19 protein-coding genes and 2 tRNA genes are annotated in these 23,031 nt (G+C 59.8%); 8 read left to right on the top strand and 13 right to left on the bottom strand.

The annotated features are described in order from the left end of the window. Positions 1 to 75 precede the first annotated feature (75 nt). The gene (locus tag KF814_06235; protein ID MBX3235730.1) at positions 76 to 870 is read right to left on the bottom strand and encodes an alpha/beta fold hydrolase; all 795 of its coding nucleotides are present in this window, start codon (positions 868 to 870) and stop codon (positions 76 to 78) included. Between the two features lie 146 nt (positions 871 to 1,016). On the opposite strand from KF814_06235, the gene KF814_06230 reads away from it, so the two are divergent. Both KF814_06230 and KF814_06225 read left to right on the top strand, forming a co-directional pair. After that, positions 1,017 to 2,309 (top strand): replication-associated recombination protein A, encoded by a 1,293-nt coding sequence (locus KF814_06230; protein MBX3235729.1) that lies wholly within the window; start codon positions 1,017 to 1,019, stop codon positions 2,307 to 2,309. 75 nt (positions 2,310 to 2,384) lie between these two features. Then, on the top strand, positions 2,385 to 2,759 hold the full coding sequence (locus tag KF814_06225; GenBank protein MBX3235728.1) for a PilZ domain-containing protein: 375 nt from the start codon (positions 2,385 to 2,387) through the stop codon (positions 2,757 to 2,759). On the opposite strand, the gene KF814_06220 is transcribed toward KF814_06225, so the two are convergent. Then, positions 2,756 to 4,594, bottom strand: a complete 1,839-nt coding sequence (locus KF814_06220; GenBank protein ID MBX3235727.1) for an ATP-binding cassette domain-containing protein — start codon at positions 4,592 to 4,594, stop codon at positions 2,756 to 2,758. The two genes, KF814_06225 and KF814_06220, sit on opposite strands and share 4 nt — an antisense overlap. Positions 4,595 to 4,773: 179 nt before the next feature. After that, positions 4,774 to 4,849, bottom strand: a tRNA-Ala gene (locus tag KF814_06215). Between the two features lie 423 nt (positions 4,850 to 5,272). Here KF814_06215 and KF814_06210 point away from each other — a divergent pair. From KF814_06210 to KF814_06195, 4 genes are all read left to right on the top strand, one after another. Next, a complete protein-coding gene (locus KF814_06210) occupies positions 5,273 to 6,583 on the top strand; it encodes an adenylosuccinate synthase (GenBank protein ID MBX3235726.1) in 1,311 nt (436 codons plus the stop codon). A 112-nt stretch (positions 6,584 to 6,695) separates the two neighbouring features. Further along, positions 6,696 to 6,771 (top strand) — tRNA-Lys (locus KF814_06205). Between the two features lie 773 nt (positions 6,772 to 7,544). Further along, positions 7,545 to 7,913: a fibronectin type III domain-containing protein gene (locus tag KF814_06200; GenBank protein ID MBX3235725.1), complete on the top strand. Its 369-nt coding sequence runs from the start codon at positions 7,545 to 7,547 to the stop codon at positions 7,911 to 7,913. A gap of 265 nt (positions 7,914 to 8,178) precedes the next feature. Continuing rightward, positions 8,179 to 9,411, top strand: coding sequence for a hypothetical protein (locus KF814_06195; protein MBX3235724.1), 1,233 nt, complete (start codon positions 8,179 to 8,181; stop codon positions 9,409 to 9,411). An 81-nt stretch (positions 9,412 to 9,492) separates the two neighbouring features. Here the strand turns inward: KF814_06195 and KF814_06190 are convergent, their stop codons facing one another. From KF814_06190 to KF814_06145, 10 genes are all read right to left on the bottom strand, one after another. Next, on the bottom strand, positions 9,493 to 10,560 hold the full coding sequence (locus tag KF814_06190) for a chemotaxis response regulator protein-glutamate methylesterase (protein ID MBX3235723.1): 1,068 nt from the start codon (positions 10,558 to 10,560) through the stop codon (positions 9,493 to 9,495). 1 nt (position 10,561) lies between these two features. After that, complete coding sequence (locus tag KF814_06185; GenBank protein ID MBX3235722.1) at positions 10,562 to 11,083, bottom strand: hypothetical protein; 522 nt, start codon at positions 11,081 to 11,083, stop codon at positions 10,562 to 10,564. Between the two features lie 3 nt (positions 11,084 to 11,086). Beyond that, positions 11,087 to 11,920, bottom strand: coding sequence for a protein-glutamate O-methyltransferase CheR (locus KF814_06180; protein MBX3235721.1), 834 nt, complete (start codon positions 11,918 to 11,920; stop codon positions 11,087 to 11,089). Between the two features lie 55 nt (positions 11,921 to 11,975). Continuing rightward, complete coding sequence (locus KF814_06175; GenBank protein MBX3235720.1) at positions 11,976 to 13,598, bottom strand: methyl-accepting chemotaxis protein; 1,623 nt, start codon at positions 13,596 to 13,598, stop codon at positions 11,976 to 11,978. A 67-nt stretch (positions 13,599 to 13,665) separates the two neighbouring features. Further along, positions 13,666 to 14,214 (bottom strand): purine-binding chemotaxis protein CheW, encoded by a 549-nt coding sequence (locus tag KF814_06170; GenBank protein MBX3235719.1) that lies wholly within the window; start codon positions 14,212 to 14,214, stop codon positions 13,666 to 13,668. A 9-nt stretch (positions 14,215 to 14,223) separates the two neighbouring features. Further along, positions 14,224 to 15,894, bottom strand: a complete 1,671-nt coding sequence (locus KF814_06165; protein ID MBX3235718.1) for an MCP four helix bundle domain-containing protein — start codon at positions 15,892 to 15,894, stop codon at positions 14,224 to 14,226. Between the two features lie 25 nt (positions 15,895 to 15,919). After that, complete coding sequence (locus KF814_06160; protein MBX3235717.1) at positions 15,920 to 18,166, bottom strand: chemotaxis protein CheA; 2,247 nt, start codon at positions 18,164 to 18,166, stop codon at positions 15,920 to 15,922. Between the two features lie 21 nt (positions 18,167 to 18,187). Beyond that, positions 18,188 to 18,487 carry an STAS domain-containing protein gene (locus KF814_06155; GenBank protein ID MBX3235716.1) on the bottom strand — a complete coding sequence of 100 codons (300 nt, stop codon included), beginning with the start codon at positions 18,485 to 18,487 and terminating at the stop codon, positions 18,188 to 18,190. Between the two features lie 27 nt (positions 18,488 to 18,514). Next, the gene (locus KF814_06150; protein MBX3235715.1) at positions 18,515 to 18,883 is read right to left on the bottom strand and encodes a response regulator; all 369 of its coding nucleotides are present in this window, start codon (positions 18,881 to 18,883) and stop codon (positions 18,515 to 18,517) included. 8 nt (positions 18,884 to 18,891) lie between these two features. Continuing rightward, on the bottom strand, positions 18,892 to 20,073 hold the full coding sequence (locus KF814_06145; GenBank protein MBX3235714.1) for a hypothetical protein: 1,182 nt from the start codon (positions 20,071 to 20,073) through the stop codon (positions 18,892 to 18,894). A gap of 688 nt (positions 20,074 to 20,761) precedes the next feature. Here KF814_06145 and KF814_06140 point away from each other — a divergent pair. Continuing rightward, entirely contained in the window at positions 20,762 to 22,147 is a 1,386-nt protein-coding gene (locus tag KF814_06140) for a cobyrinate a,c-diamide synthase (GenBank protein MBX3235713.1), read from the top strand. Next, positions 22,140 to 22,997 (top strand): fatty acid desaturase, encoded by an 858-nt coding sequence (locus KF814_06135; protein MBX3235712.1) that lies wholly within the window; start codon positions 22,140 to 22,142, stop codon positions 22,995 to 22,997. Before KF814_06140 ends, KF814_06135 begins: the two co-directional genes overlap by 8 nt. Positions 22,998 to 23,031: the final 34 nt, after the last annotated feature.

Below are 23,031 nucleotides of genomic sequence, written 5' to 3'. Positions count from 1 at the left end.
ACCGAGGTTTCGCTCGCGCGTTCCCTGCTGCCATGATCCATCCCTGAATCGGTTTGCGTGCGCAACCTGGAGGTTTCACCCTGCCAGGGATTGAAGGAATTCGCGCAGGACCCGGTTAAACGTTGTCGGCTGTTCGACGTTGCTCAAGTGTCCGGCTCCGGGAATGATCGCCAGCTTGGCCCCGGGTATCCTCTCTGCCATCAGCGTTGCATCAGCCAGCGGTGTCGTATGGTCTTCGTCACCGATGATCACGAGCGTCGGTGAAGCGATGGTCCCAAGCAGGGGAGTCGAATCCGGTCTTGCCGCCATGGCCATGAGGTCCACTACGATGCCGTTCACCGGATTGGAGAGGACCATCCGGCGCACGCGCTCCACCACCTCGGATCTTGTCTGAATTGATGTAGCCCCCAGCAGTTTGGGCACCATCATGTCTGCTACTGCGGCGGCTCCCTGCTTACTGGCCGCTTGTGCCAGGTTGAAGCGCCCGGCTCTCCCCTCGGGACTGTCGGCTTGAGCTCGGGTGTCGCAGAGTACGAGCCCCTTCACGCGTTGCGGATATTTCCGGCAAAAGGCGAAGCCGACGTAGCCCCCCATTGAGAGTCCGATCAATACCGCTTGTGGAATCTGCAGGCGGTCGAGCAGGGCTCGGACGTCATCGGCATAGTCGTCGAGCGAATACGACCAGAGCGGGGCGTCCGATTCCCCATGGCCGCGGAGATCGATGGCGATGGTCCTAAACTGCGACGATAGGTCGGTTATCTGATCCCGCCACATCGTGCGATTGACCGGGAACGCGTGCAGAAACACCAACGGAAGTCCCGCGCCCTGGTCCTCATAGCCAAGTCGAATGCCTTGATGATCGAAGTGCATGGTTGTCTCCCAAGAATGACACGAATGGTCCTCGTAGCATCCTCGGCGCGGGGAATCAAGCCGGGAGCCCAATCTCAAATCTCGTTACCCGCGTTTGCGGTGTTTCCGGTTCGGCGTATAGAATGCATCTTTACCGAGGTGTCCGCATGGGGCCGTCCCGCGAGTCGACCGGCGATCTGTTCAGCCTCCCCGTTGGAGAGTCACGACCGGCCAAGGTGCCGTTGGCGGAACGGATGCGTCCTCGCACCTTTGACGACCTAGTGGGGCAGGACGACATCATCGGGTTGGGCCGGCCGCTCAGGCAGGCCATCGAGCGGGACGAGCTCTCTTCCGTCATATTCTGGGGACCGCCTGGCTGCGGGAAAACGACGCTCGCCAGCCTCGTCGCCTGCCATACCAAGTCCGAGTTCGTGCCCTTCTCTGCCGTGACAGGCGGCATTCCGGAGCTACGCGAGATTATCAAGGCCGCCGAGCATCGGCGGGCCATGGGGCGTTCGACGATTTTGTTCGTCGACGAAATCCATCGCTTCAACAAGGCGCAACAGGATGCCTTTCTCCCGCATGTCGAGCGTGGGACCGTGGTGCTCATCGGGGCAACCACGGAGAATCCCTCGTTCGAGGTCATCAGTCCGCTGCTATCCCGCTCGATTGTGATTGTCCTGAATCCGCTCACGGACGAGGCGCTCGATCAGATTCTGGAACGCGTGCTCCGCGATGCGGAGCGGGGACTGGGGCGGCTCAAGATCAGCATCGAGCCCGAGGCTCGTCGCAGGCTGGTCGCATTTGCGAACGGCGATGCACGCAGCCTCCTGACGGCATTGGAATTCGTGGCCGGCCAGGCAGCGGTCGCACAGGACGGCACGCGAACCATCGATGCGGACGGGTTAGAGGCGGCGCTGATCAGGAAGTCCCTCCGATACGACAAGACCGGGGAGGAGCATTACAACCTCATCTCCGCGTACATCAAGAGTCTGCGTGATTCGGATCCCAACGGCGCGCTCTACTGGCTGGCTCGCATGCTCGAAGGGGGGGAGACGCCCAGGTTCATTGCCCGTCGAATGGTGATTTTTGCATCGGAGGATATTGGAAATGCGGATCCCATGGCACTGGTCGTCGCCAATGCCGTGGCCCAGGCCGTTGAATTCGTCGGCTTACCTGAAGCCCAGATCAACCTGGCCCATGGAACCACCTACTTGGCCTCACGCCCCAAGGACAACGCCTCCTACGTCGGTCTGATGGAGGCTCGCGAGGACGCGCGGAAGCATGGGAATCTGGGGGTGCCGCTTCACCTGCGGAATGCCGTCACCTCGCTGATGCAGGGTTGGGGCTATGGCAAAGGCTATCGGTACGTGCACGACGACCCCACGGCTTCCGGGGACCAACAGCACCTGCCGGACCAACTCAAGAACCGGCGGTACTACCGTCCGAAAAACACCTAAATTTCCCTCATTTTCTTGAAGAAAGGGTATGGACAAACCGGTGTAAATCTTTATACTTACGAGAGAGGCTATGGAATGAGTAAACCCTCCTCGGCAGAAAGTGCCAACGAGCGGCGCAAGTTCGTACGAGCGACGCTGGTAGGGTCGGCTTTGGTGATTCCCAAGAGCGGGACCAAGGGGTTCACGGCCGTCCTCGACAACGTCAACAAGATCGGCGCGGGCCTCCATTCGAAGGAAAAGTTGCCGGTCGGGGAGAAAATCACCGTCTCTCTGGCCTTTCTGGATCCGGACAAGGTCGAGCAACAGGAGAAGCTCGGCGCGACTGTGGCCTGGGTCAAGCCCTGGGAAAAGGGATTTCTACTCGGGGTAGTCTGGGACGATCTGGTGACGAAAGAGACGAACCGCTGGCTGTACTACTATCTGGAAGAGACGCTGAAGTCGACGGTTTAACCTGTCTGGGCCAATTTCCCCCTGACTTCCTCCAATTCCGCAGACAGTGATTCCCATCGCGCGTTCATGCGTTCGAGATCGCGCTTCCATTGCTCCTGTTCCACATGGAGTGCGTTCCAGCGCGGAAAATCTTGGTACAGCACCGGGTCCGCCAATTCCTGTTCCCGGCCCTTGAGCTTGCTTTCCAACTCGGCGATTTCTCCCTCGGCGCGTGAGACCTGCTTCTCCAGGCGGGCCTGGGTTTTGGTCAACTCGCGGCGTTCGCCGCCGGAGGGCTTCTGCTGCTGAGTTTGCGAAGCCATGGCCTTGGTCGGTCCCGCACCCTTGGCTGCGGCGGCAAGTTCCTCGGTGTTTTCCTTAATCGACTCGAACTCCTGGGCCTTCTTCCACAGGAAGTATTCATAATCGCCGAAGAAGTTCTTGGCCTGCCCGTCGTCGATCTCAACCACACGGGTCGCGACCCGTGTCAGGAAGGTCGGATCGTGCGAAATGAAGATGATCGTGCCGGGAAAATCTGTGAGCGCGTCCGTGAGCATGTCGACGGAGGCGGGGTCCAGGTGGTTCGTGGGCTCATCGAGCAGAAGCGTATTGGCCGGTTCCACCAGCATACGGGCCAGTGCCACTCGGTTCCGCTCGCCGCCGCTCAGGGCCTTGATTGGCTTTTTTTGATCTTCTCCCGAAAAGAGGAATGCGCCGGCAATGCCGCGCAGAAAGTTCGTCTCCGCCGTCGCCGACACTTCCGCCAAGGATTCGAGAATCGTGTCCTCGGGGTTCAGGGATTCCGCCTGATGTTGGGCGAAGTAATGGAGCGTCGCGCCGTGGCCGACGTGTCTTGTGCCCTTGTCGAAAGGGAGAACCCCGGCCAGCATCTTCAGTAGCGTACTCTTACCCGCACCGTTTTCACCGACCAGGGCGATCCGCTGGCCCCGCTCGACGGAGAAGTCCAGGTGCCGATAAATTACTTTTTCCCCATAGGCTTTCGCGACGCCCTTCAAGTCGAGGACATGGCGACCGCTGGCAGCCGGCAGGGGGAACTTGAAGCGCACACGTTTGCTGTCTCGTTGCCGCTCGATCAGTTTGACCTTCTCAAGCTGTTTGATGCGCGACTGCACCTGCCGAGCCTTGTTGGCCTGGTAGCGGAAGCGGTCGATGAAATTCTGGACGCGAGCCACCTCTTTGGCCTGCCGATTGGCCGCCGATTCGACCTGCGCATCGCGCGCGGCGCGCAGTTCCTGAAACTTCGTGTAGTTTCCGCGGAATTCCTGGATCGTGCGGTCGCGGATTTCCCAGATATGCGTGGCGATCTGGTCCAAAAACTTGGTGTCGTGGCTGATGACCAACAGCGTGAGGTTCGAGTCGAGCAGGAACCGCTCGAACCAGCGCTGGGTGGGCTTGTCGAGGTGGTTGGTCGGCTCGTCGAGCATCAGCACGTCGGGATTCGAAAGCAGCAAGTGCGCCAACGCTACGCGCATGCGATAGCCGCCCGAGAGGTTCTCGATGGGGCGTGAGAAATCGGCAACCGAAAAGCCCAGGCCCATCAGAATGCGTTCGGCCTCGTGCTCGGGGTAGATGTCCCGATGGACGGCGTCCAGCACCGTCTTGCCCACAATGGTCTCGAGTTCCTGGGGCAGATACCCCACCCGCAGCCGCGGCCGTTTCCGGATGTTGCCCTTATCGGGGGAGTCTTCCCCTAGGATCATGCGGAACAGCGTGGTTTTTCCGACGCCGTTCGGTCCCACGAGCCCCACGCGTGTGCCGGGGCGGAGGTGGGCCGTGGCCCCTTCGAGCAAGACCTTGGTCGAGAACTGTTTATGGACGGATTCGAGTTGCAGCATGGTGCGATGTTAGGAGGTGTGACACGGTGCCGTTGCGCAGGTGTCGCTTCAACCTGATCGAGGTGGTACTCCGCGGAGCGTTGTTACGAGTCTCTGACAGCTGACACCGGCGCCGCGTATCGCCTGAGCACGGATTCTCGCTACGACGGTGAATCGCTCGGGTCAACCGAAGGTTGGGTTGGTGGAGCTGGCCGGGATTGAACCGGCGACCTCGTGAATGCCATTCACGCGCGCTCCCAACTGCGCTACAGCCCCACTCCAGACACAATCCAACTGATCAAATGCAAAAGGAAAAAAACAAAACGGAGTGAACGTAATTGTGCAATGTAGCACGGCGGGATTTTGTCCGTCAAGAAAAGGGTGGGATAGTCCGGTCCCCATGCGACTTCCTTGCTTGCAGAGCGCGCACGATCAGAATGTGCCCGCTGCGTTGCGCGCAGTGAACGCCTCATAGGAGCCGGCTGTGTGGGGTAAAATACTGAATCTCACCGGGGCTGCTCCTTGGAATCGAGAGCAGGAAGAGAGTGCTGCTTGGTGAGGGGCTGGACCGTGATCGTTGCCTGAAAAGCTTGCTTGACAAACAAAGGGGCTCCCCATACCATGATGCCCCCACAGCTCTGATCAGTGAGAGGTCAGGGCTGTTTTTTTTCGGGCTGAACAGGAGTTGATGCGGAGACTATGGCGAATCTGGTCATCATCGGTACCCAGTGGGGTGACGAAGGAAAAGGGAAGATCGTCGACATCCTGGCGAAGGATGCGGATGTCGTGGTGCGTTATCAGGGTGGATCTAATGCGGGACACACTGTCATCAACGCCAAGGACACCTTTATTTTCCACTTGATCCCGTCCGGTATCCTCTATCGTGGCACGCTCTGCCTCATCGGCAACGGCGTGGTGGTCGACCCCGGCGCTCTCATTGAGGAAATGGATCATCTGCAGGGGCAAGGGGTGAAAATTGCCAAGAACTTCGCCGTAAGCGATCGGGCGCATCTGATCCTGCCGTATCACAAGGCGATCGATAAGGCTTCCGAACAATCCAAAGGTGTGCGTCGGATCGGCACCACCGGCCGCGGCATCGGGCCGGCCTATGTCGACAAAATGGCGCGTATCGGCATCCGCATGGGCGATTTGCTGAATCCGGCCTTGTTCAAGCAAAAACTGGAAGAGAATCTGGTCGATATCAATTGGTTGCTCGAGCAGTTGCATAAGGTCGATTGCTTCGAATTGGAGAAGGTCTATCAGCAGTATATGGGGTACGCCGATCGGTTGAAGAGCTACATCACCGATACCACCGTGATCGTGAACAAGGCTATCGACCGTGGCAAGACCGTATTGTTCGAAGGGGCGCAGGGTACGCATCTCGACGTGGATTTCGGAACGTACCCCTATGTCACGTCCTCCAGTTCTGCGGCCGGCGGCGCCTGCACCGGCACCGGAGTGGGGCCGACAAAGATCGACGGGGTCATGGGGATTACGAAGGCCTACACGACGAGAGTCGGAAGCGGGCCGTTCCCGACGGAATTGACCGACGAAGTCGGCGAAGGTTTGCAGGAGCGGGGCAAGGAGTTCGGTGCGACTACCGGCCGAGCCCGGCGCTGCGGCTGGTTCGATAGCGTCCTGGTGCGGCATGCGACGCGTGTGAACGGGTTGACCTCGCTCGCCGTGACCAAGTTGGACGTGCTCGATGGATGCAAGGAACTCAAAGTCTGCACCGGCTATCGCGTGAACGGGAAGGTCCACCGGGACATGCCGTCCGATCTGGAGTCGCTCACGAAGTGCGAACCGGTCTACGAACGCCTGCGTGGCTGGAATGCGCCGACGACGGGTGTAACGAACTACAAGCAACTGCCGGCGGAAGCGAAGCGGTACCTTGCACGCGTGGAAGAGTTGACTGAGTGCCGCATCGACATGATTTCCACCGGTTCCAAGCGGGACGAAACCATCATCCTCCGCAATCCGCTGAAGCCAGGCAGTCGAAAACGGCGGTAGATCTCTCCTCCGCCCCCTCGTCAATCTCAACTTCGCAGTGGTAAGATTGGCGCCGTCGGCGGGGTCGATCAATGGCTCCAGTCAGGTAGCGCTAGATAGTCTAGCCTCAGGTGAGTCGGTAGCTCAGTCGGTAGAGCATCGCCCTTTTAAGGCGAGGGTCCTGGGTTCGAATCCCAGCCGACTCACCATCTCTCTGTACACAGGTGCGGAAGCTAAGGCTCTACGGAATACACCTAGGGAGCGCTCTGCACCAGCTTGTAACTGTCTCAGGGGGCTCTTCCTGAGCGAGGTTCTTTCTCTCCTCTCAATCTCTTTCGAAGGCCGTGGCTGAATCATGCTGCGGTGCGTTTTGTGGCAGCGTCGAGTCGCGCGCCACACTCTTTTCTCCTAGCTTGCAGAAACATATTGGGTCCGCCCGGGGTTGTGGTGCACATGACCATGCAGGCCTGTAATGCTCGAGCGGATACCTGTCGGTTCTTGCCTGTTATGCGCAAATGGGCGTGAGGACCTGCCCCAGGGAGAACAGAAACTGCTGTCACTGAACGGTCAACCGTACACAGGCGGGCATGGGGACTACTATTCCTGGATGGAACAAGGACTAAGCGGTTGGAAAAGTTAATGATCTCCGATCTTCTGGGGCAGGTCTCTGGTATTCCGGTTGCTCATGTTATCCACAGCAAGGAATGGAGGTGCCGCCACGCTTCGACAGCTGCTGTTGGGATGTGCCGTGATGGGGTTGATGGGGCTTGTGCCTGCTCCCACTAGTTGGGCTGTCGACGCGAGTCCTTCGGGTCTCAGTTTCTCGGCGATTCAGGGCGGGCCGAGCCCCGCGGCTCAGAGCACAGTTATTTCCAAAAGCACGAGGCGCAGTACTGGCTGAAGAGGTGGGGACAATGCCTCATGGCTGAGCATTTCTCCGGCTTCCGGAGTGCTGTACGGAAGCAGCTGGATTAGCGTGCAGGTGAACCAAACCGGCCTGGCCGCCGGTACCTATTCCGCGGTGGTCACCGTTTCGATCAGCAAGGAAGGAACAATTTCCATTCCAGTGACGTTGACGGTCTCGCCTGTGAGCGCAGCGCTCACGACATCAAGCGGGACTGTTGCGACCCTCTCGTGGGCCCCCAACGCAGAGATTGATCTGGCCGGTTATCGGTTGTACGTCGGGACAACTTCCGGCGTCTATGGTGCGCCGATCTCCGTCGGCAATGTCACGACCTACACGGTCGCGAATCTTCAATTGGGCCGCACGTACTATTTTGCGGTCTCCGCCGTCGATACTGCCGGGAACGAGAGCCAAAAATTCGGTGAGTTGACCAAAAGCATCTATTGAATAACAGACCCGATGCGGTGCTTCCTTGTGTTGCATGCCGCTGGTTCACTTTTTCTCTCCCACCGCCTGTGAGGGGCGCTGATCATCCGCGAGCATGATCGAGCCCCTCGTCCTACTGTTTTCTTCTCAGTCTTGTCGCCGCCCTGCATCATCAATACGTGGATTTAAATGGATTGACGGCCGTGTGCGCTTCAGGCACCGTGGGGCCATGTTCCTTGCGCGCGAACGGCCCTGAATAGATGGTGCCGAACATGGAGGTGTGACGATGCCTGATGCGAAGAAGTCCTGGACCGTCATGGTGTATCTCGCAGGCGACAACAATCTGGATGAGAACGGGGTGGATGATCTCAAGGAGATGAAGAAGGTTGGGACGACCTCAGGTGTGAACGTGGTGGCGCAGTTTGATCGAGCCGGCGCAGGTCAGGACACGACGCGATACTGTCTCCGCAAAGGTACCACGATGGAAGCCGATGCGGTCGAGACGTTGGGCGAAACCGACACGGGTGACCCGGCAACGCTGATCGATTTCATCGACTGGGCGGTCGGGAGCTATCCGGCGGATCACTACCTCTTGGTGCTCTGGAACCACGGACAGGGCTGGGATGACACCGATATCTATGCGGGCGAGCGGGCTCGTGGGGTCAGGCGTGGCCGCCCACGGCAAATTCGGCACGCGCTGTTCAGAACGTCCGTAGTGGGCGCTGCCAAATTGTCCGCACGGAACGGGAAGGTTTCGCGGGCGATCCTCCTCGACGACAATGCCAAGGACTTTCTCGACAACCTCGAGATGAAGAAAGTCGTGGCTGCAGGAAAGAAGCGCCTGGGTCGGAAAATCGACATCCTTGGAATGGACGCCTGCTTGATGAGCATGGCCGAAGTCAGCTTTCAACTGCGGGACAGCGTGCAGTACACGGTCGGTTCCGAACAAACCGAGCCCGTTGATGGCTGGCCCTATGACAAGATATTGAAAGCCCTCTCGAGCACTCCTGACATGGATCCTCCGGCATTGGCTCAGCTCATCGTGAAACAGTACCTGGCATCGTACAAAGGGTCGGATGAGGCGGTGACGCAATCGGCGATCGATCTGTCGAAGGCTTCCGTTCTGGCAGGGGAGTGCAAGGCCTTGGCATCGGCGCTCAAGGGAGCCGTTGCCGACAAGGCTGCACGTGCGGCCGTCGTCGATGCGCGCAACCGAGTTCAAGAGTACGAGGTGCAGGACAACGTTGATCTGGTGGATCTGTGCCGTTTGCTGAAAGGGGCAGCGGTTCCTTCGGCCGTGAAGCAAGCTTGCGGCCGCGTGATCGCAGCGGTAGAGGGGCAGTCGAAATTCGTGATGGCGGCAGGCTATTACGGTTCGCCCATGAAGGGCTCGCATGGCTTGGCGATCTACTTTCCGACTCGGGCGGTCTCGCCCTTGTATGCCAAACTGGATTTCGTGAAAAAGACTGGGTGGGGTGCGTTTCTCACGAAGTACCTCGATGCAACCAGGGCACGGTAAGCAGCTTGAAGGGCGGAGACTGATTGCTCGGGAATGTGACGCGAGGACGGAAGGTTGCCGGATCGGCTGACGGTTCCGAGACTAGCCGAACGCCAGGATCTCCTGTGGCACGGCGTCCAGCGCGATTTCCCGTTCCGTCGCCCCGCGTTTCATCGCTTCTTTCGGCATGCCGTAGACGATGCAGGTGGACTCGTTCTGTCCCAAGGTCCTCGCGCCCGCGCGGCGCATCTCCAACAAGCCCGCGGCGCCGTCATCGCCCATACCGGTCATGATGATGCCGAGCGCATTACGGCCGGCGAACTTGGCGGTCGAGCGGAAGAGGACGTCCACCGAGGGGCGGTGACGGTTCACCAGCGGGCCGTCCACGACTTCGACGTGGTACTGCGCGCCGCTCCGTTTGAGCATCATGTGCCGCCCCCCTGGGGCGACGAGGGCCCGTCCGGGAATGACGCGGTCTCCGGTTTTCGCTTCGAGTACTTCTATCTGGCAAATGCTGTTCAACCGTTCGGCGAACGCCGCCGTGAACTTTTCCGGCATGTGCTGGACGATGACAATGCCGGGGCAGACCCGCGGCAGTCTGGTCAGCACGGCTTCGAGTGCTTGGGTGCCGCCGGTCGAGGTGCCGATGGCGACGATCCGGTCGGTCGTGGCGGCCATGGCGCTGGTGCTGGCGGTGAGGATCACATCCGCGGTCAACTTCTGCGTCACGGTCGGCGGCGGCACGGTGACGGTCTTCACGCATTTCATGTTCGCCCGAGCTGCGGCTTTGACCGCATCCACCAGCTGAGCGGCCGATTCCTCCAGAAACGCCTTCACGCCCATCTTGGGTTTCGTGATAATGCTCACCGCGCCGGCCGATAGCGCTTGCATGGTGGTTTCCGTAGCCTTTTCCGTGAGCGAAGAACAAAGCACGACAGGGGTGGGGTGCGTCGACATGAGATGTCTGAGGAACGAGATGCCGTCCATACGGGGCATTTCCACATCGAGCGTGATGACGTCCGGCCACTGCTTCTTCATGTGTTCCATCGCGAAGATGGGGTCGGAGGCCGCCCCGATCACCCGAATTTCCGGGTCCTTCTTGAGTAGGTCCGACATCACTTGCCGGACTGTGGCGGAGTCGTCGACGACTAGCACGTTGATAGGTTTCATTCTACACCGGTCCTTTGCCGTCCTGTGGCCTGAGGCCGACGAGCCGTTGATGCTTGACCCAGACGTCCCCGCTCCAGACATCGAAAATGATGTGCCGATGGCCGGCATCTCCCACGTGTTGCGCGGTTACGGTGGCGCCTAACTCCACCAGCGCTTTGCGGGCCAATTCGATGTTGCGGGTTCCGATTTCCAGCGCCGTCCCCTTCTTTCCGAGCGAGGGAAACATGTTGCCGCCGCCGAACACCTTCACTTCGTATTCGTGAATCTTGGTGGCGCGCCGCCCCATCTCGTATTGGAACAATTGCAGGGCTTCGTTGCCGTAACGGCCGTCCCGTTCGCTGGCCCCGCCTTTCTCCCGAGTCGGCAAGAGGTAGTGGCACATCCCTCCGACGCGCAGCATCGGGTGCCACATCGTGATCGCCACGCAAGAGCCGAGGATCGTTTTGATACGGGTGTTCGCATGGCCGAAGTGAAAGTCGCCCGGCTGTAGAAACACCTCAACGACGTTGGCAGGCTGCGCCATGGCTCAAGCCTTACGGTAAATGGATGAGCGAACCGCCTTGAGTTGATCGGTCACCCCGTGCAGGGTCTCCGAGTGGCTGACGATGAAGTGTCCGTTCGGCTTCAACACGTTCAGGAGCCGCGCGACCACCTGCTGCTTCGTCTCCATGTTGAAATAGATCAGGACGTTGCGCAGGAAGATCACGTCGAAGGGGCCGATCTGCGGCAACGTGGCGTTGAGATTGATCGAGGTGAACTGGATTTTGTTGCGGAGCGCCTGGTCGATGAGGAAGGTCCCGTGCTGCGGTCCGATCCCCTTCAGGCAATAGGCCTTCAAGTACTGCTGAGGAATGCGCTCAGCCCGCTCCATGCTGTAATGACCGGTCTGGGCTTTGGCCAAGACGCGCGAACTGATGTCCGATGCGAGCAGCTCCCACGACCTTGTCCCAAGCGTGTCGGCAAGAACCATGGCCAATGTGTACGGCTCCTCGCCGCTCGAGCAGGCGGCGCTCCAGATGCGGACCAGTTCGCCGGGCTTGCAAGCCGGCAGGATGGACGTCCGAAGGTACTCGAAGTGTTGCGGTTCCCGGAAAAAATACGTCTCGTTGGTCGTGAGCAGGTCGAGCGCGGTTTGCAGTTCTTTGGGTTGTTCGCCGCTCGTCATCAGGTGGAAATAGTCGCGATAGGACGTCAGCTGGTAGTGGCGCAGGCGCTTGAGGAGTCGACCGGAGACCAGCGCCTTCTTCGTGGGGGACAAACTGATACCGGCCGTTTGATAGACGAAATCCCGGAACGACTGAAATTCCTTCTCGGAGAGGGGAATCTCGGCGGATTGGCTATCGGGTTCGACGAGGTGCATGATTATATCGATGACGCCGGCATCGCTCTTGGCTCAACCGGTCCGTTCCTTTATGTTATGCAGCCGCTAGGTTGTGCGACGGCGCTGGTTCGTTTCGGTCCAATGTATTCAGGCCTCTTTGATGCAGTCGCGTATGCGTAGCTGGCGAGGCGGAGCCGGACCTATGCCGAGTGGTGCTGAAGAAGGCGATGGCTTGCCGGAGTTGTTGGGCCTGACCGCTCATCTCCTCCGACGTTGCCGCCAATTGTTCCGAGGCCGATGCGTTTTGTTGGGTGGTCTGGCTGAGCTGCGTCATGGCCGTGTTGATTTGCGAGACGCTCGACGCCTGCTCGCTGGAAGCCGAGGCGATTTCCTGGACGAGGTCCGATGTCTTCTGGATCGCCGGCACCATCTCCTGAAGCAATTGGCCCGCGCGTTCGGCCATGCCGACGCTGTCGCCGGCGAGGCTGCCGATCTCGTGCGCCGCGACCTGGCTACGCTCAGCCAGTTTCCGCACTTCGGCCGCGACGACCGCAAAGCCCTTGCCGTGGGCCCCGGCCCGCGCGGCTTCGATGGCGGCGTTCAAAGCCAGAAGGTTGGTCTGGTAGGCGATATCGTCGATGATACCGATCTTGCTGGCGATCTGCTTCATGGCGATGACGGTGTCCTGAACGGCCTGGCCCCCATCGGTCGCTTCCTTGGAGGCTTGGGTCGCCATCCTGTTGGTGACCTTGGCATGTTCGCTGTTCTGGTTGATGGAGGCCGTCATCTGCTCGATGGAGGCGGAGGATTCTTCCACGCTCGAGGCCTGCTCGCTGGAGCCTTGGCTCAAGGACTGTGCCGTGGCGCTGACTTCCTCGGAAGCCCCGGCCAGCGCATCGGCCGACTGCCGAACCTGCGAGATGACCTGGCTCAGGTTACCGGCCATGGTTTTCAAGGCCAGTAGGAGGCTGCCTTGATCGTGGCCCTGTGTCCGGATCTCGACGGTCAAATCGCCCTCCGCAATGCGTTTGACGCAAGCCGCCGCATAGGCCGGCTCTCCCCCGAGCTCTGCGAGTAAGTTGGAGATGATGCTCCAGGCGAAAAGAATGAGCAGGCAGACCCCTGCAGCGATCGACCCGATCGCGAGCCAGCGAGCCTGGGCTGTTGTCGCTTCCGATCGATCGTAGTCCTGCTTGGCGACCCTCAATTGGAGGTCAATCAGTTGGGCAAAGAGGTCGGAGAGCGGGTCGATGGTCTGGTAGAGCTCTCCCACCGCAAATGCGTCCAGCGCCGAGGCATTCTGCGCGTCCACGATGTGCTGAAGCCGGTTCAGCGCCGGCTCGGCCTTGTCCATCAGACCGGTTGCACGATCTGCAAACAGGCGCTCCTCTTCTACCAAAGTCGTGGCGAGGTAGGCGTGCCATGTTTGCGCGATTGATTCTCGAGCTTGCCGGACATGGTCCCGCCCCTCGCTCCAGGACAGACCATGATTGCGGACCTTGTGGGTGGTATCGACGATATCGACGGCATAGGCATCGGCAATTCGTTTGAGGTCGCGTAACGGCACGACACGGTCGTGATAGACCCCTTGCAGCGCTCCCAGCACGGTCTGTTGATTGTACAGGCCGATCCCGCCGACCAGGAGTAACAGCAGGGCGGCGATGCCCACCAACAGCAAGAGTTTGAGGCGAATCGGCATGTCTTTCAGTATGCTCACGGTGTCTCCCATTCAGCGCAGGCTTCCACCACTCTGTAGTCTTCGGGCCGTCGGTGTCGGGGGCCGACTACGTCTTGGCGATGCCGCTGGTTGGGGCCTCGGGAGTGGAGGTGACTACCTGTGCCATTTCGTCGATCGAGAGCACGCGGCCGATTTCGAGAATGATGACGAATCGACCATCGACCCTCCCCATGCTTTGGATGAATTCGCCGCGCAGGTTGGCGCCGAACGCAGGCGCGGGCTCGATATCCGCAGGGAGAATTTCGATCACCTGGTTCACCGCGTCGACGATGATCCCGATATCCCGATGGTCGCCTTCGGACGAGACTTCCACGATCACGATGCAGGTCCGTCGTCCCGGCTCGGTCAACGGCCGTCCGAATCGAACGGCCAGATCGACCACGGGAACGACTCGCCCACGCAGGTTGATGACGCCGCGCACACAGGCGGGCATCATCGGCACGGCGGTCAAGGCTCCGAATTCGATGATTTCCTTCACGCGAAGAATACCGATCGCGAAGGTTTCCTTGGCCAATAGAAACGTGAGGTACTGGTGCTGTTCTTCCGCCGTTTGGTCCTGTTCGGCCGTTTCCGGCCTCTGTAGGGTGTTTCCCATGGCGTCCTCCTAGAACCGCACGAATTGGGCAGGATCTGGTTGCCCGATGACCTCGTTGGATGCAGCGGAGGCCGATGTGGGCGGCGGGGCCGATTCCTTCCGGCCCGTCGGCTTGACGGTCGAGCGGTGCTTGTCCTTACCCACTGCGTGGGCAGGGGGCATGGACTCCTGCATGCCGACCTTGAAGAAGGCGATGGCTTGCTGGAGCTGTTGGGCCTGGCCGCTCATCTCCTCCGACGTTGCCGCCAATTGTTCCGAGGCCGATGCGTTTTGTTGGGTGGTCTGGCTGAGCTGCGTCATGGCCGTGTTGATTTGCGAGACGCCCGACGCCTGCTCGCTGGAAGCCGAGGCGATTTCCTGGACGAGGTCCGATGTCTTCTGGATCGCCGGCACCATCTCCTGAAGCAATTGGCCCGCGCGTTCGGCCATGCCGACGCTGTTGCCCGCGAGGCTGCCGATCTCTTGCGCCGCGACCTGGCTACGCTCAGCCAGTTTCCGCACTTCGGCCGCGACGACCGCAAAGCCCTTGCCGTGGGCCCCGGCCCGCGCGGCTTCGATGGCGGCGTTCAAAGCCAGAAGGTTGGTCTGGTAGGCGATATCGTCGATGATACCGATCTTGCTGGCGATCTGCTTCATCGCCGTCACGGTCTCCTGTACCGCCTGCCCGCCGTCGGCCGCTTCTTTTGAGGATTGGGTCGCCATGTTGTTGGTGACCTTGGCATGTTCGCTGTTCTGGTTGATGGAGGCCGTCATCTGCTCGATGGAGGCGGAGGATTCTTCCACGCTCGAGGCCTGCTCGCTGGAGCCTTGGCTCAAGGACTGTGCCGTGGCGCTGACTTCCTCGGAAGCCCCGGCCAGCGCATCGGCTGACTGCCGGATCTGCGAGATGACCTGGGTCAAACTCCCCACCATCGCTTTCAACTCGGTCAGCAGGCTGGCCTTGTGGGATTCGTTCACGGCAATGTCGATCGTGAGGTCACCCTCTGCGATCCGCTTGACGCAATCCCTGGCGTACGCTGGCTCGCCGCCCAAATCCTTCAGGATCGAGCGCGTGATCAAGAGTGCCATGGCGGCGCCCAGGAAGAGTGCGAGCACCGTGGCGCCGATCAACATCGTACGGGCATTCTGATAGTCGACTTCGGTCTGTTTGGCCTGCTGGTCCATGACCTCTTGCTGGAACTTGGCCATGGCTTCCAAAGATTCCCAGAAGGCGTTGTTGGCGGGAGAGAAATCCGTCTTGATATATGCCGCCAGCTTGGTCCGGTCATTGGCCTTGATCAGCTTTTCCGTTTCTGCGTATTTGGTGCCCAGGAAGTTGCGTTTGTCCATGATGTCCTTGTAGAGCTCACGGCCTCGCGGCAACGACAACATCTTCTCCAACTTGTCGAGGTTCTCTCCGTTTTTCTGCCGGTTGGCCGTCATCTTCTTGAAGAGCATCTCAACCTCATCCTGGCTGGTGGCCAGGGCGATGCTGCGGACGGATCGGCCGTTGTCCAAGGTGTTCTTGATCGTATTGTTGACGAGCACGATCTTGGGCACGCCCCAGTAGACGATTTTCGTCATCTGCTCGTTGAATGCGCTGAGGTTCATGATGCCGATACCACTGGCCACCAGCATCAGAACCAGTATGGCTCCGAAGCCCAGCCCCAACCGCATCGCCAATGTCATCTGCTTGCCCATGACCCGCCTCCTGTAGAAGTACAGCTCACGCTGCTTGTTGATACTCGGTGTCCGCCGAAGGGCCCACGGCCCCGACGGCGGAATTGCTTTCTGCTCGCACGACGGAATGAATCAGGGCCGGCACGTCGAGGATCAGCGCGACTTCGCCGCTTCCCAAGATCGTGAAACCTCCGAAGCCCTTGAGTTGGGCAAACAGCTTGCCCAAGGGTTTGATGACGGTTTGGAATTCTCCGAGCAGCGAGTCGACCACCAGGCCGATCTTCTGCCCGCCGTATTGCACCACCACGATATTCTCGCGGAGGCCTGCCTCTCCCCCGAGGTCGAACAGCTGGCGGAGCCGCAGGTATGGCAACACCTGACCGCGCAGGCTGATGTGGCCTTCTCGGGCCGACGCCTGACGTTCGGAGTGAGGCAGTTCAACGCATTCGAGGACCAGATCGAGAGGAATCACATAGCGATTGTGCCCGACGCCGACCAGGAAGCCGTCGATGATCGCCAGTGTGAGCGGGAGGCGAATCTGCACGGTGGTGCCGACGGACTCCTTGCTGATCAGGTCGACGGTGCCCCGCAACGCTTCGATGTTCCGTTTCACCACGTCCATGCCGACGCCGCGTCCGGACAAGTTGGAGATCTGCTGCGCGGTCGAGAAGCCCGGTTCGAAAATGAGATTGTGGGTCTCGCGATCGCTGAGGACCTGCGAGTCGCCGATCAGCCCACGTTCGCGAGCCTTCTTGAGGATCCGCTCGCGATTCAAGCCGCCGCCGTCGTCGGTCACTTCGATAACGATGCTGCCGGAGTCATGGTAGGCGTTCAGGGTGATGCGGGCCTTGGCGGTTTTCCCCCGTTGGAGCCGGACTTCGCGCGGTTCGATCCCATGGTCCATTGAATTGCGCACGAGGTGCATCAACGGATCGCCGATGCGCTCCACGACGGATTTATCGAGTTCGGTATCCCCGCCGGTGATGACCAGCTCGATCTCCTTGCCGAGTTCCTGGCTGACGTCGCGCACGACCCGTTGGAACCGCTGGAAGGTGGCACCGATCTGCACCATGCGCAATCCGAGGGCATGGTTTCGGACCTCTTCCAAGAGCCGGCAGACGGTCGAGGCCGATTCCAAGACGTCGCCTTCTCCGCTCCGTTTGGCCAGCAGGTGTGTGCCGGCGCCGGCGATCACCAATTCGCCCACCAAGTTGATGAGTTGATCGAGTTTCTCCGCTTCGACGCGGATGAATCGGCTTTCCTGGGATTTGTGTTCCTTGACCAGTTGTTGTTTGTCCAACGCGGCATGGACCACCGTGGAGTTCACGACGCCTTCCCTCACCAAATGGTTGCCGAGTTGGGTGCTGCCTGGCGGAGCGGTGTCCAGCACATTCGCGTGATCGTCTCCGTGCTGTGCGCGTAGGCTTCGCTCCAGTTCCGCCCGAGTCAGGGCGCCGCTCTTGACCAGAATTTCACCCAGTCGCATCGTGTCTTCCGGCAATTCCTGAATGAGCTTGATGTATTCCGAATGTTTGCTCCGCGGGGGGAGTATGCGCAGGCTGCAGTCATCCTTGACGAACTCAAACACGTTTTCGATGGTCGTCTTGTCTGCTTGGGTGCGCAGCCTGATCTCAAAGCCGAGGTAGCAGCTCTCCGCATCCATGTCTTCGGCAGTGGGGATCGCGTCGGCAATCGTGGTGACATGCAGCACGTCGCCGATAGTGCGGAGATAGCGGATGAAGGAAAGCGGATCCATGCCGTTGCGCAGCACATCGCGGGTGAACCGCAGCGAGAGATGCCAAGCATAGTCGGCTGTGTTCCGTTCCGATTCCGCCTCCTCGGGGCTCGATGTGGCGAGGGCCGTGGTATCCGGCATCGCGTGGTCCGGTTGAGAGGACGGTGAGAGTCCCAGGTGTACGTCCAGGCGAGCCGAGAGCGTGCTCCAGGTGGCCTTCGCATCGGCGCTCAAGGGTTCGTTGCCGGCGATATTTTCGATCAACGTACGGGTATGGTCGCAGCTTGCCAGAAGCAGGGCGATGCAGTCGGCATCAAGGCCCATCTGCTTGTCCCTCAGCCGGTCGAGGAGGTTTTCCACCTTGTGGGTGAATCGGACGATGTCATCGAAGCCGAACAGTCCGGCCGAGCCCTTGATCGTATGGGCGGCCCGGAAAATGGCGTTGATGTCGCCGTCCGCTCCGGGGTTGGATTCCAGATGGAGAAGTTGCTCCTCCATACTATCGAGCAGTTCACGACTTTCCGCCAGGAACGTTTGTACCGCAGCATCCAAATTCATAGGTGATCCGTCATGTGTGCGCTAAAGATGGTCCAGTTGTTCGTTGAGGAAGCATTGCCCCAGGGCTTCGCGCAGGGACTGACTGGGTGTCATGAGACTGAGCTGTTTTCCTGCTCCCGCCGCTTCGCGCTTGGCCAGCAGCAGCAGCTGGATGCCGGCCGTATCGACTTCCGTGACGTTCCCCGCGTGGATCTCCAGCGCGCTTTTCTGCGCCAGGGCCCCCAACAGGCGGGGTTTCAGTTCAAGTGCGGAGTAAATCGTCAGCTCCCCCGCGATGTGCAGGCGGTGAACGGTTCCAGCGGTGTCTTCACGCAGTTCCATGGTCGGTTCCTCGCGTACGGCCAGTGGCTAGGGGAGAATCAATTTGGAGACCGCCATCAGCATGGTTTCAGGCTTGAACGGCTTGACCACCCAAGCCTTCACGCCGGCTTCCTGCCCTTCGGCCTTCTTCGACTCCTGCGATTCCGTGGTCAACATGATGATCGGGGTGAACTTATAATTGGGCAGCTTCTTGACTTCTTTGACGAAGGTGATGCCGTCCATATTTGGCATGTTGACGTCGCTGATGATCAGGTGCACCTTCTGCCCCGTGAGTTTGGACAAGGCATCCTTGCCGTCCGCGCCCTCGATGATGTCATAGCCGGCCCCCTTAAGCGCGATCGATACGACCTGTCGAAGTGATGCCGAGTCGTCGACTATGAGAATGGTCTTGGCCATGATTCCCCCTAGAAAAAAGTGATTTCCGCCGATTTATTCTGCGCCGCCTGGCCTGACCCGTGCCTGCTGTGTTCTTCTTCCATCGTGTACGAACTCTTCAGCGCCTGTGCGAGCGCGGCCACATCCGACGCTCGCAGGGCTCCCTCGAGCGTCACCAGTTTTCCACAGAGTTGGTCGATGTTGCTTTGGACGTGCATGAGGATCTGATTGACTCGATCCTGCACCTGCAGTTGGACCAAGGCTTCCGACACCTCCAATGTGATGCTTTGGCTCTCTCGCTGCAGCAGCCCCATCGAGTCCTCGAGGCCCTTGGCGGCGGAACCGAACTCGTCCAGCACCTCGCGGATCTTCCCCATCGAGAATTCGAGCGAGCGGGAGTCCCGCTGCACTGAGGTTTCCACCATCGTCGTCGACGACAAGATGGCACTGTTGATCACTTGAACCTTGCTGTTCATGCGTTTTCCGTTTTCACCCGCACGGGTCGAGAGTTTGCGGACTTCGTCGGCGACGACGGCAAACCCTCGGCCGGCCTCTCCGGCCCGCGCCGACTCGATCGCGGCATTCAGCGCGAGCAAATTCGTCTGGTCGGCGATGCTCTCCACTTCTTCCGCCATCAGCTTCAGTTCTTCGACGACCTTTACCATCTTTCTGGATTCCGTGAGCAGGTGTTCCTTGTCCTGCCGTGCTTCATTCAGCGCCGACACGATCGTGTTGAGCCGGCGTTCGCTGCTCGCCAGCATGGTCACCATTCCATTGGCGGACCCGTTGGTGGTTCCCGCACCGACCGCTTTCTGCGAGGCAGTCACCGCGTCGTTGAGCCGGTTGACGATCTCCGAGAACCTCGAGGTGAGCGCCACGAAGGCATCCTCCATGCGCTTGCGCGAGCCCTCGATGTGCTGGCTCCAGACAGACAGGACTTGCGAGGTCAAGGCGTGCAAGCCGGTGCGGAGTTCCTGCGTGGCGGTTGCGCGATCCTCGGCCGACAGCGCCGTGCGCTGTTGCTCGATCGCCGCAATGGCCGCGGCATGATCGGCGGAGAGTTTCCAGCCGGTGGCCGAGCCGAGTGCGACCATCACGGCACCGGAAAGCATAACGGGCCAGTGCAAGCCGCCGTGAGTCAACAGCAGTGCTGTCCCGATTACGCTTGAACCAAGCGGCAGTATCTTATCGAGCGACTGATTCGACATCATGGTGATTCCTGGTGAGCATCCTGGTCCTCCCGCAACGCGTGAGGTGCCTGAGTCTTATCGGAAGAGGTCCCTAAAACTTTATCGGCCAATACGTACGTCGTAATAGATCTGGTAGTGGTACGGAAGTATGCGGCTGACGGCGTTTCTTGATATCGTCGCCATCTGTCGGGATACGGATGACAAACAAGAGGCGTTGTCGTGGGGAATATGGCAACGACCGCTGCCTGCGGGGGATTGCGATGCCTGACCGATCGAACAGTCTGACGGAGTCACGTGAAGGGTGTGGCGAATGTCTAGAAGCTAAGGCGCAATGGTACCGCCCATCTGACGGATCGATATCCCGCGGTCTGTGACCCAGGTCACGAGTGCAATCGCTATGCGTGTGCCTCCCGAACCGCTCGTGATGATCGCGGATCGATGCTGATCAACCAGACGAGGGGTGGCTCCATTGCAGCGATCTGACGGGCTGGAAAGGCCGAGAAAAATCGGAGTGTTACGGACACCAAAACCATGCTATACGGATCGGATCCGCCTGCATGAGTCGGAGGCGTCGGAGGGGTGAAATGGTCGACTTGCCGGCCGTGTGAAGAGCCTGGCTCAGCAACGGTACGAAGCCTCCTCTATATGGAACGGTTGTTCAGCTAGTCGTATGGGTATCTCAGTTGATATTCGCAGTCTGGATCTGTCCATGAGGATCCCGCGTCTCGTTATCGCCGGCACCGGGAGCAGCGTCGGCAAAACCACGGTGACTTTGGCGCTGCTCTCCGCGTTGGCCGCCAAGGGGCGGGTGGTACAGCCATTCAAGGCTGGGCCGGATTTCATCGATCCCGCCCACCACACGGCGGTAACCGGTCGCCCGTCGAGGAACTTGGATGGGTGGATGCTCGATGCGGAGATGAATAGGGCCATCCTTACCCATGCGTCGATGGGGGCGGACCTCGCGCTTATTGAAGGGATGATGGGCTTATTCGACGGCATCGGTTCAACGAACGATGAGGGAAGCACTGCCGAACTGGCCAAGCAGTTGGGTGCGCCGGTGCTGCTGGTGGTGGACGGGGGGGCGATGGCCAGGTCTGCGGCCGCCCTTGTTGAGGGGTTCGCGCGGTTCGATCCGGACCTCGCCATCGCCGGGGTCCTCTTCAACCGTGTCAACAGCCCAGGCCACTACCGGTTGCTCAAGAACGCGGTCGAGCAGCGGATGAGCATCCCTGCCGTGGGGTACCTTCGGCAGGATGAGGTGGTCATTTCTGAACGTCACCTGGGATTGGTCGGGGCCGGCGAGGGGAGTTGGTGCGAACTGTATCGCCGGTTGGGCGCATCTGCCGAGGCGACGGTCGATCTTGACCTGTTGGAGCGCGTGGCAGCTACGGCCGCTCCCATCGAGAGGCCCCATCCGTCCCCCGTGCAACCGACTCCCAGCCGAACAGTGCGGATTGGTGTTGCACGTGATCCCGCCTTCTGCTTTTATTACGCGGACAATCTGCAGTTGCTTGAGTCACAGGGGGGCGAACTCGTCTATTTTTCTCCTATTTTGGATGCAGCGTTACCCCACGTAGACATGCTATATCTTGGCGGGGGTTACCCTGAATTGCATGCCGCGGCCCTCTCGGAAAATCGCAGCATGCGCCGGACTGTTGCGGCCTTTTCCGAACGGGGCGGGACGATATTCGCTGAATGTGGAGGAATGATGTACTTGACGGACGGTATTCGCGATTTCGAAGGGCGGGTGCATGAGATGGCGGGGGTCTTTCCGGCCCTGGCGGTCATGCGAAAGACGGGACTGACGCTGGGCTATCGTCGGCTTGAGTTGTCCCGCCCATGCATTCTGGGAGAAGCGGGGACGGTTGCGCGCGGACACGAATTTCACTATTCCGTCCTGGAACCGACCGGGGCATTGGCCTATGCCTATCAGGTCGCCGATGCCAGGGGTGAGCGCAAAGGGACGGATGGGCTTGTCACGAAAAATACGTTGGCCGGATATACACACCTTCACTTTGGGAGCCAGCCGTCGATGATCAGCGAGCTACTGCAGTCTGCTGGTAGGGGCGTGCAGGACAGTGTGACGCATGACTGAAGACAATCTCAAGCCATCAACCAAGAGTGCCCTGCAACAATGGGACAACCTGCCGTTTCTGGCGATTCACCTCATGTGTCTCGGTGCCCTGTTCACGGGCGTCACGTGGGAGTGGGTGCTGTTGGCGGTAGTCAGTTACTACATCCGAATGGTCGGGGTCACCGCCGGGTACCACCGGTATTTTTCCCATCGTTCCTATAAGACCGGGCGTGTGTTCCAATTCCTCCTGGCCTGTCTGGCCATGACGAGCGCGCAGAAGGGCGTGCTCTGGTGGGCCGCCCATCACCGGCATCACCATCGTCATTCCGATCGGCAGCGGGATCTCCATTCACCGGCGCAGCAGGGGTTTTGGTATTCCCATGTGGGTTGGATTCTCAACCCCAGTTCGACGGCGACGCAGTTCCATCTCGTGAAGGATTTGGCGCGCTATCCGGAACTGATGTGGCTGAACCGCTTCTATGTCGTGCCGCCGTTCCTGTATGCCGCCCTCATGTACGGGCTCTGGGGCATGCCGGGTCTCATCTGGGGATTTTTCATCTCCACCACCGCCCTGTATCACGGCACCTTCTTCATCAATTCCCTTTCCCACCTGATCGGCCGCGTGCGTTATAACTCGGGCGACGACAGCCGCAATAGCGCGCTTCTCGCCATCTTGTGCTGTGGGGAAGGGTGGCACAACAACCACCATCACTATCAGCTGGCGGTCAACCAGGGGTGGTTTTGGTGGGAGGTGGACCTGTCCTATTACATTTTGCGGGCGTTATCATGGACGGGGGTGGTCTGGGACCTCCGGATGCCCCCTGAATCCGTCAAACAGCAGACGATCGCGGCCAGTAGCCTTCGAAATTAAGCCGCGACCATTGACAGCGCGTCATGTTCGATCC

Source organism: Nitrospiraceae bacterium (assembly GCA_019637075.1).
In the GTDB taxonomy this organism is placed as follows: domain Bacteria; phylum Nitrospirota; class Nitrospiria; order Nitrospirales; family Nitrospiraceae; genus JAHBWI01.
This window is presented reverse-complemented; position numbering and strand designations above follow the sequence as displayed.

Excerpts from the sequence above, each read along its gene's own strand:
- KF814_06235 (MBX3235730.1), bottom strand. The coding sequence starts at position 870 with ATGCACTTCGATCATCAAGGCATTCGACTTGGCTATGAGGACCAGGGC.
- KF814_06230 (MBX3235729.1), top strand. The coding sequence starts at position 1,017 with ATGGGGCCGTCCCGCGAGTCGACCGGCGATCTGTTCAGCCTCCCCGTT.
- KF814_06225 (MBX3235728.1), top strand. The coding sequence starts at position 2,385 with ATGAGTAAACCCTCCTCGGCAGAAAGTGCCAACGAGCGGCGCAAGTTC.
- KF814_06220 (MBX3235727.1), bottom strand. The coding sequence starts at position 4,594 with ATGCTGCAACTCGAATCCGTCCATAAACAGTTCTCGACCAAGGTCTTG.
- KF814_06210 (MBX3235726.1), top strand. The coding sequence starts at position 5,273 with ATGGCGAATCTGGTCATCATCGGTACCCAGTGGGGTGACGAAGGAAAA.
- KF814_06195 (MBX3235724.1), top strand. The coding sequence starts at position 8,179 with ATGCCTGATGCGAAGAAGTCCTGGACCGTCATGGTGTATCTCGCAGGC.
- KF814_06190 (MBX3235723.1), bottom strand. The coding sequence starts at position 10,560 with ATGAAACCTATCAACGTGCTAGTCGTCGACGACTCCGCCACAGTCCGG.
- KF814_06185 (MBX3235722.1), bottom strand. The coding sequence starts at position 11,083 with ATGGCGCAGCCTGCCAACGTCGTTGAGGTGTTTCTACAGCCGGGCGAC.
- KF814_06180 (MBX3235721.1), bottom strand. The coding sequence starts at position 11,920 with ATGCACCTCGTCGAACCCGATAGCCAATCCGCCGAGATTCCCCTCTCC.
- KF814_06170 (MBX3235719.1), bottom strand. The coding sequence starts at position 14,214 with ATGGGAAACACCCTACAGAGGCCGGAAACGGCCGAACAGGACCAAACG.
- KF814_06165 (MBX3235718.1), bottom strand. The coding sequence starts at position 15,894 with ATGGGCAAGCAGATGACATTGGCGATGCGGTTGGGGCTGGGCTTCGGA.
- KF814_06160 (MBX3235717.1), bottom strand. The coding sequence starts at position 18,166 with ATGAATTTGGATGCTGCGGTACAAACGTTCCTGGCGGAAAGTCGTGAA.
- KF814_06155 (MBX3235716.1), bottom strand. The coding sequence starts at position 18,487 with ATGGAACTGCGTGAAGACACCGCTGGAACCGTTCACCGCCTGCACATC.
- KF814_06150 (MBX3235715.1), bottom strand. The coding sequence starts at position 18,883 with ATGGCCAAGACCATTCTCATAGTCGACGACTCGGCATCACTTCGACAG.
- KF814_06145 (MBX3235714.1), bottom strand. The coding sequence starts at position 20,073 with ATGATGTCGAATCAGTCGCTCGATAAGATACTGCCGCTTGGTTCAAGC.
- KF814_06140 (MBX3235713.1), top strand. The coding sequence starts at position 20,762 with ATGAGGATCCCGCGTCTCGTTATCGCCGGCACCGGGAGCAGCGTCGGC.
- KF814_06135 (MBX3235712.1), top strand. The coding sequence starts at position 22,140 with ATGACTGAAGACAATCTCAAGCCATCAACCAAGAGTGCCCTGCAACAA.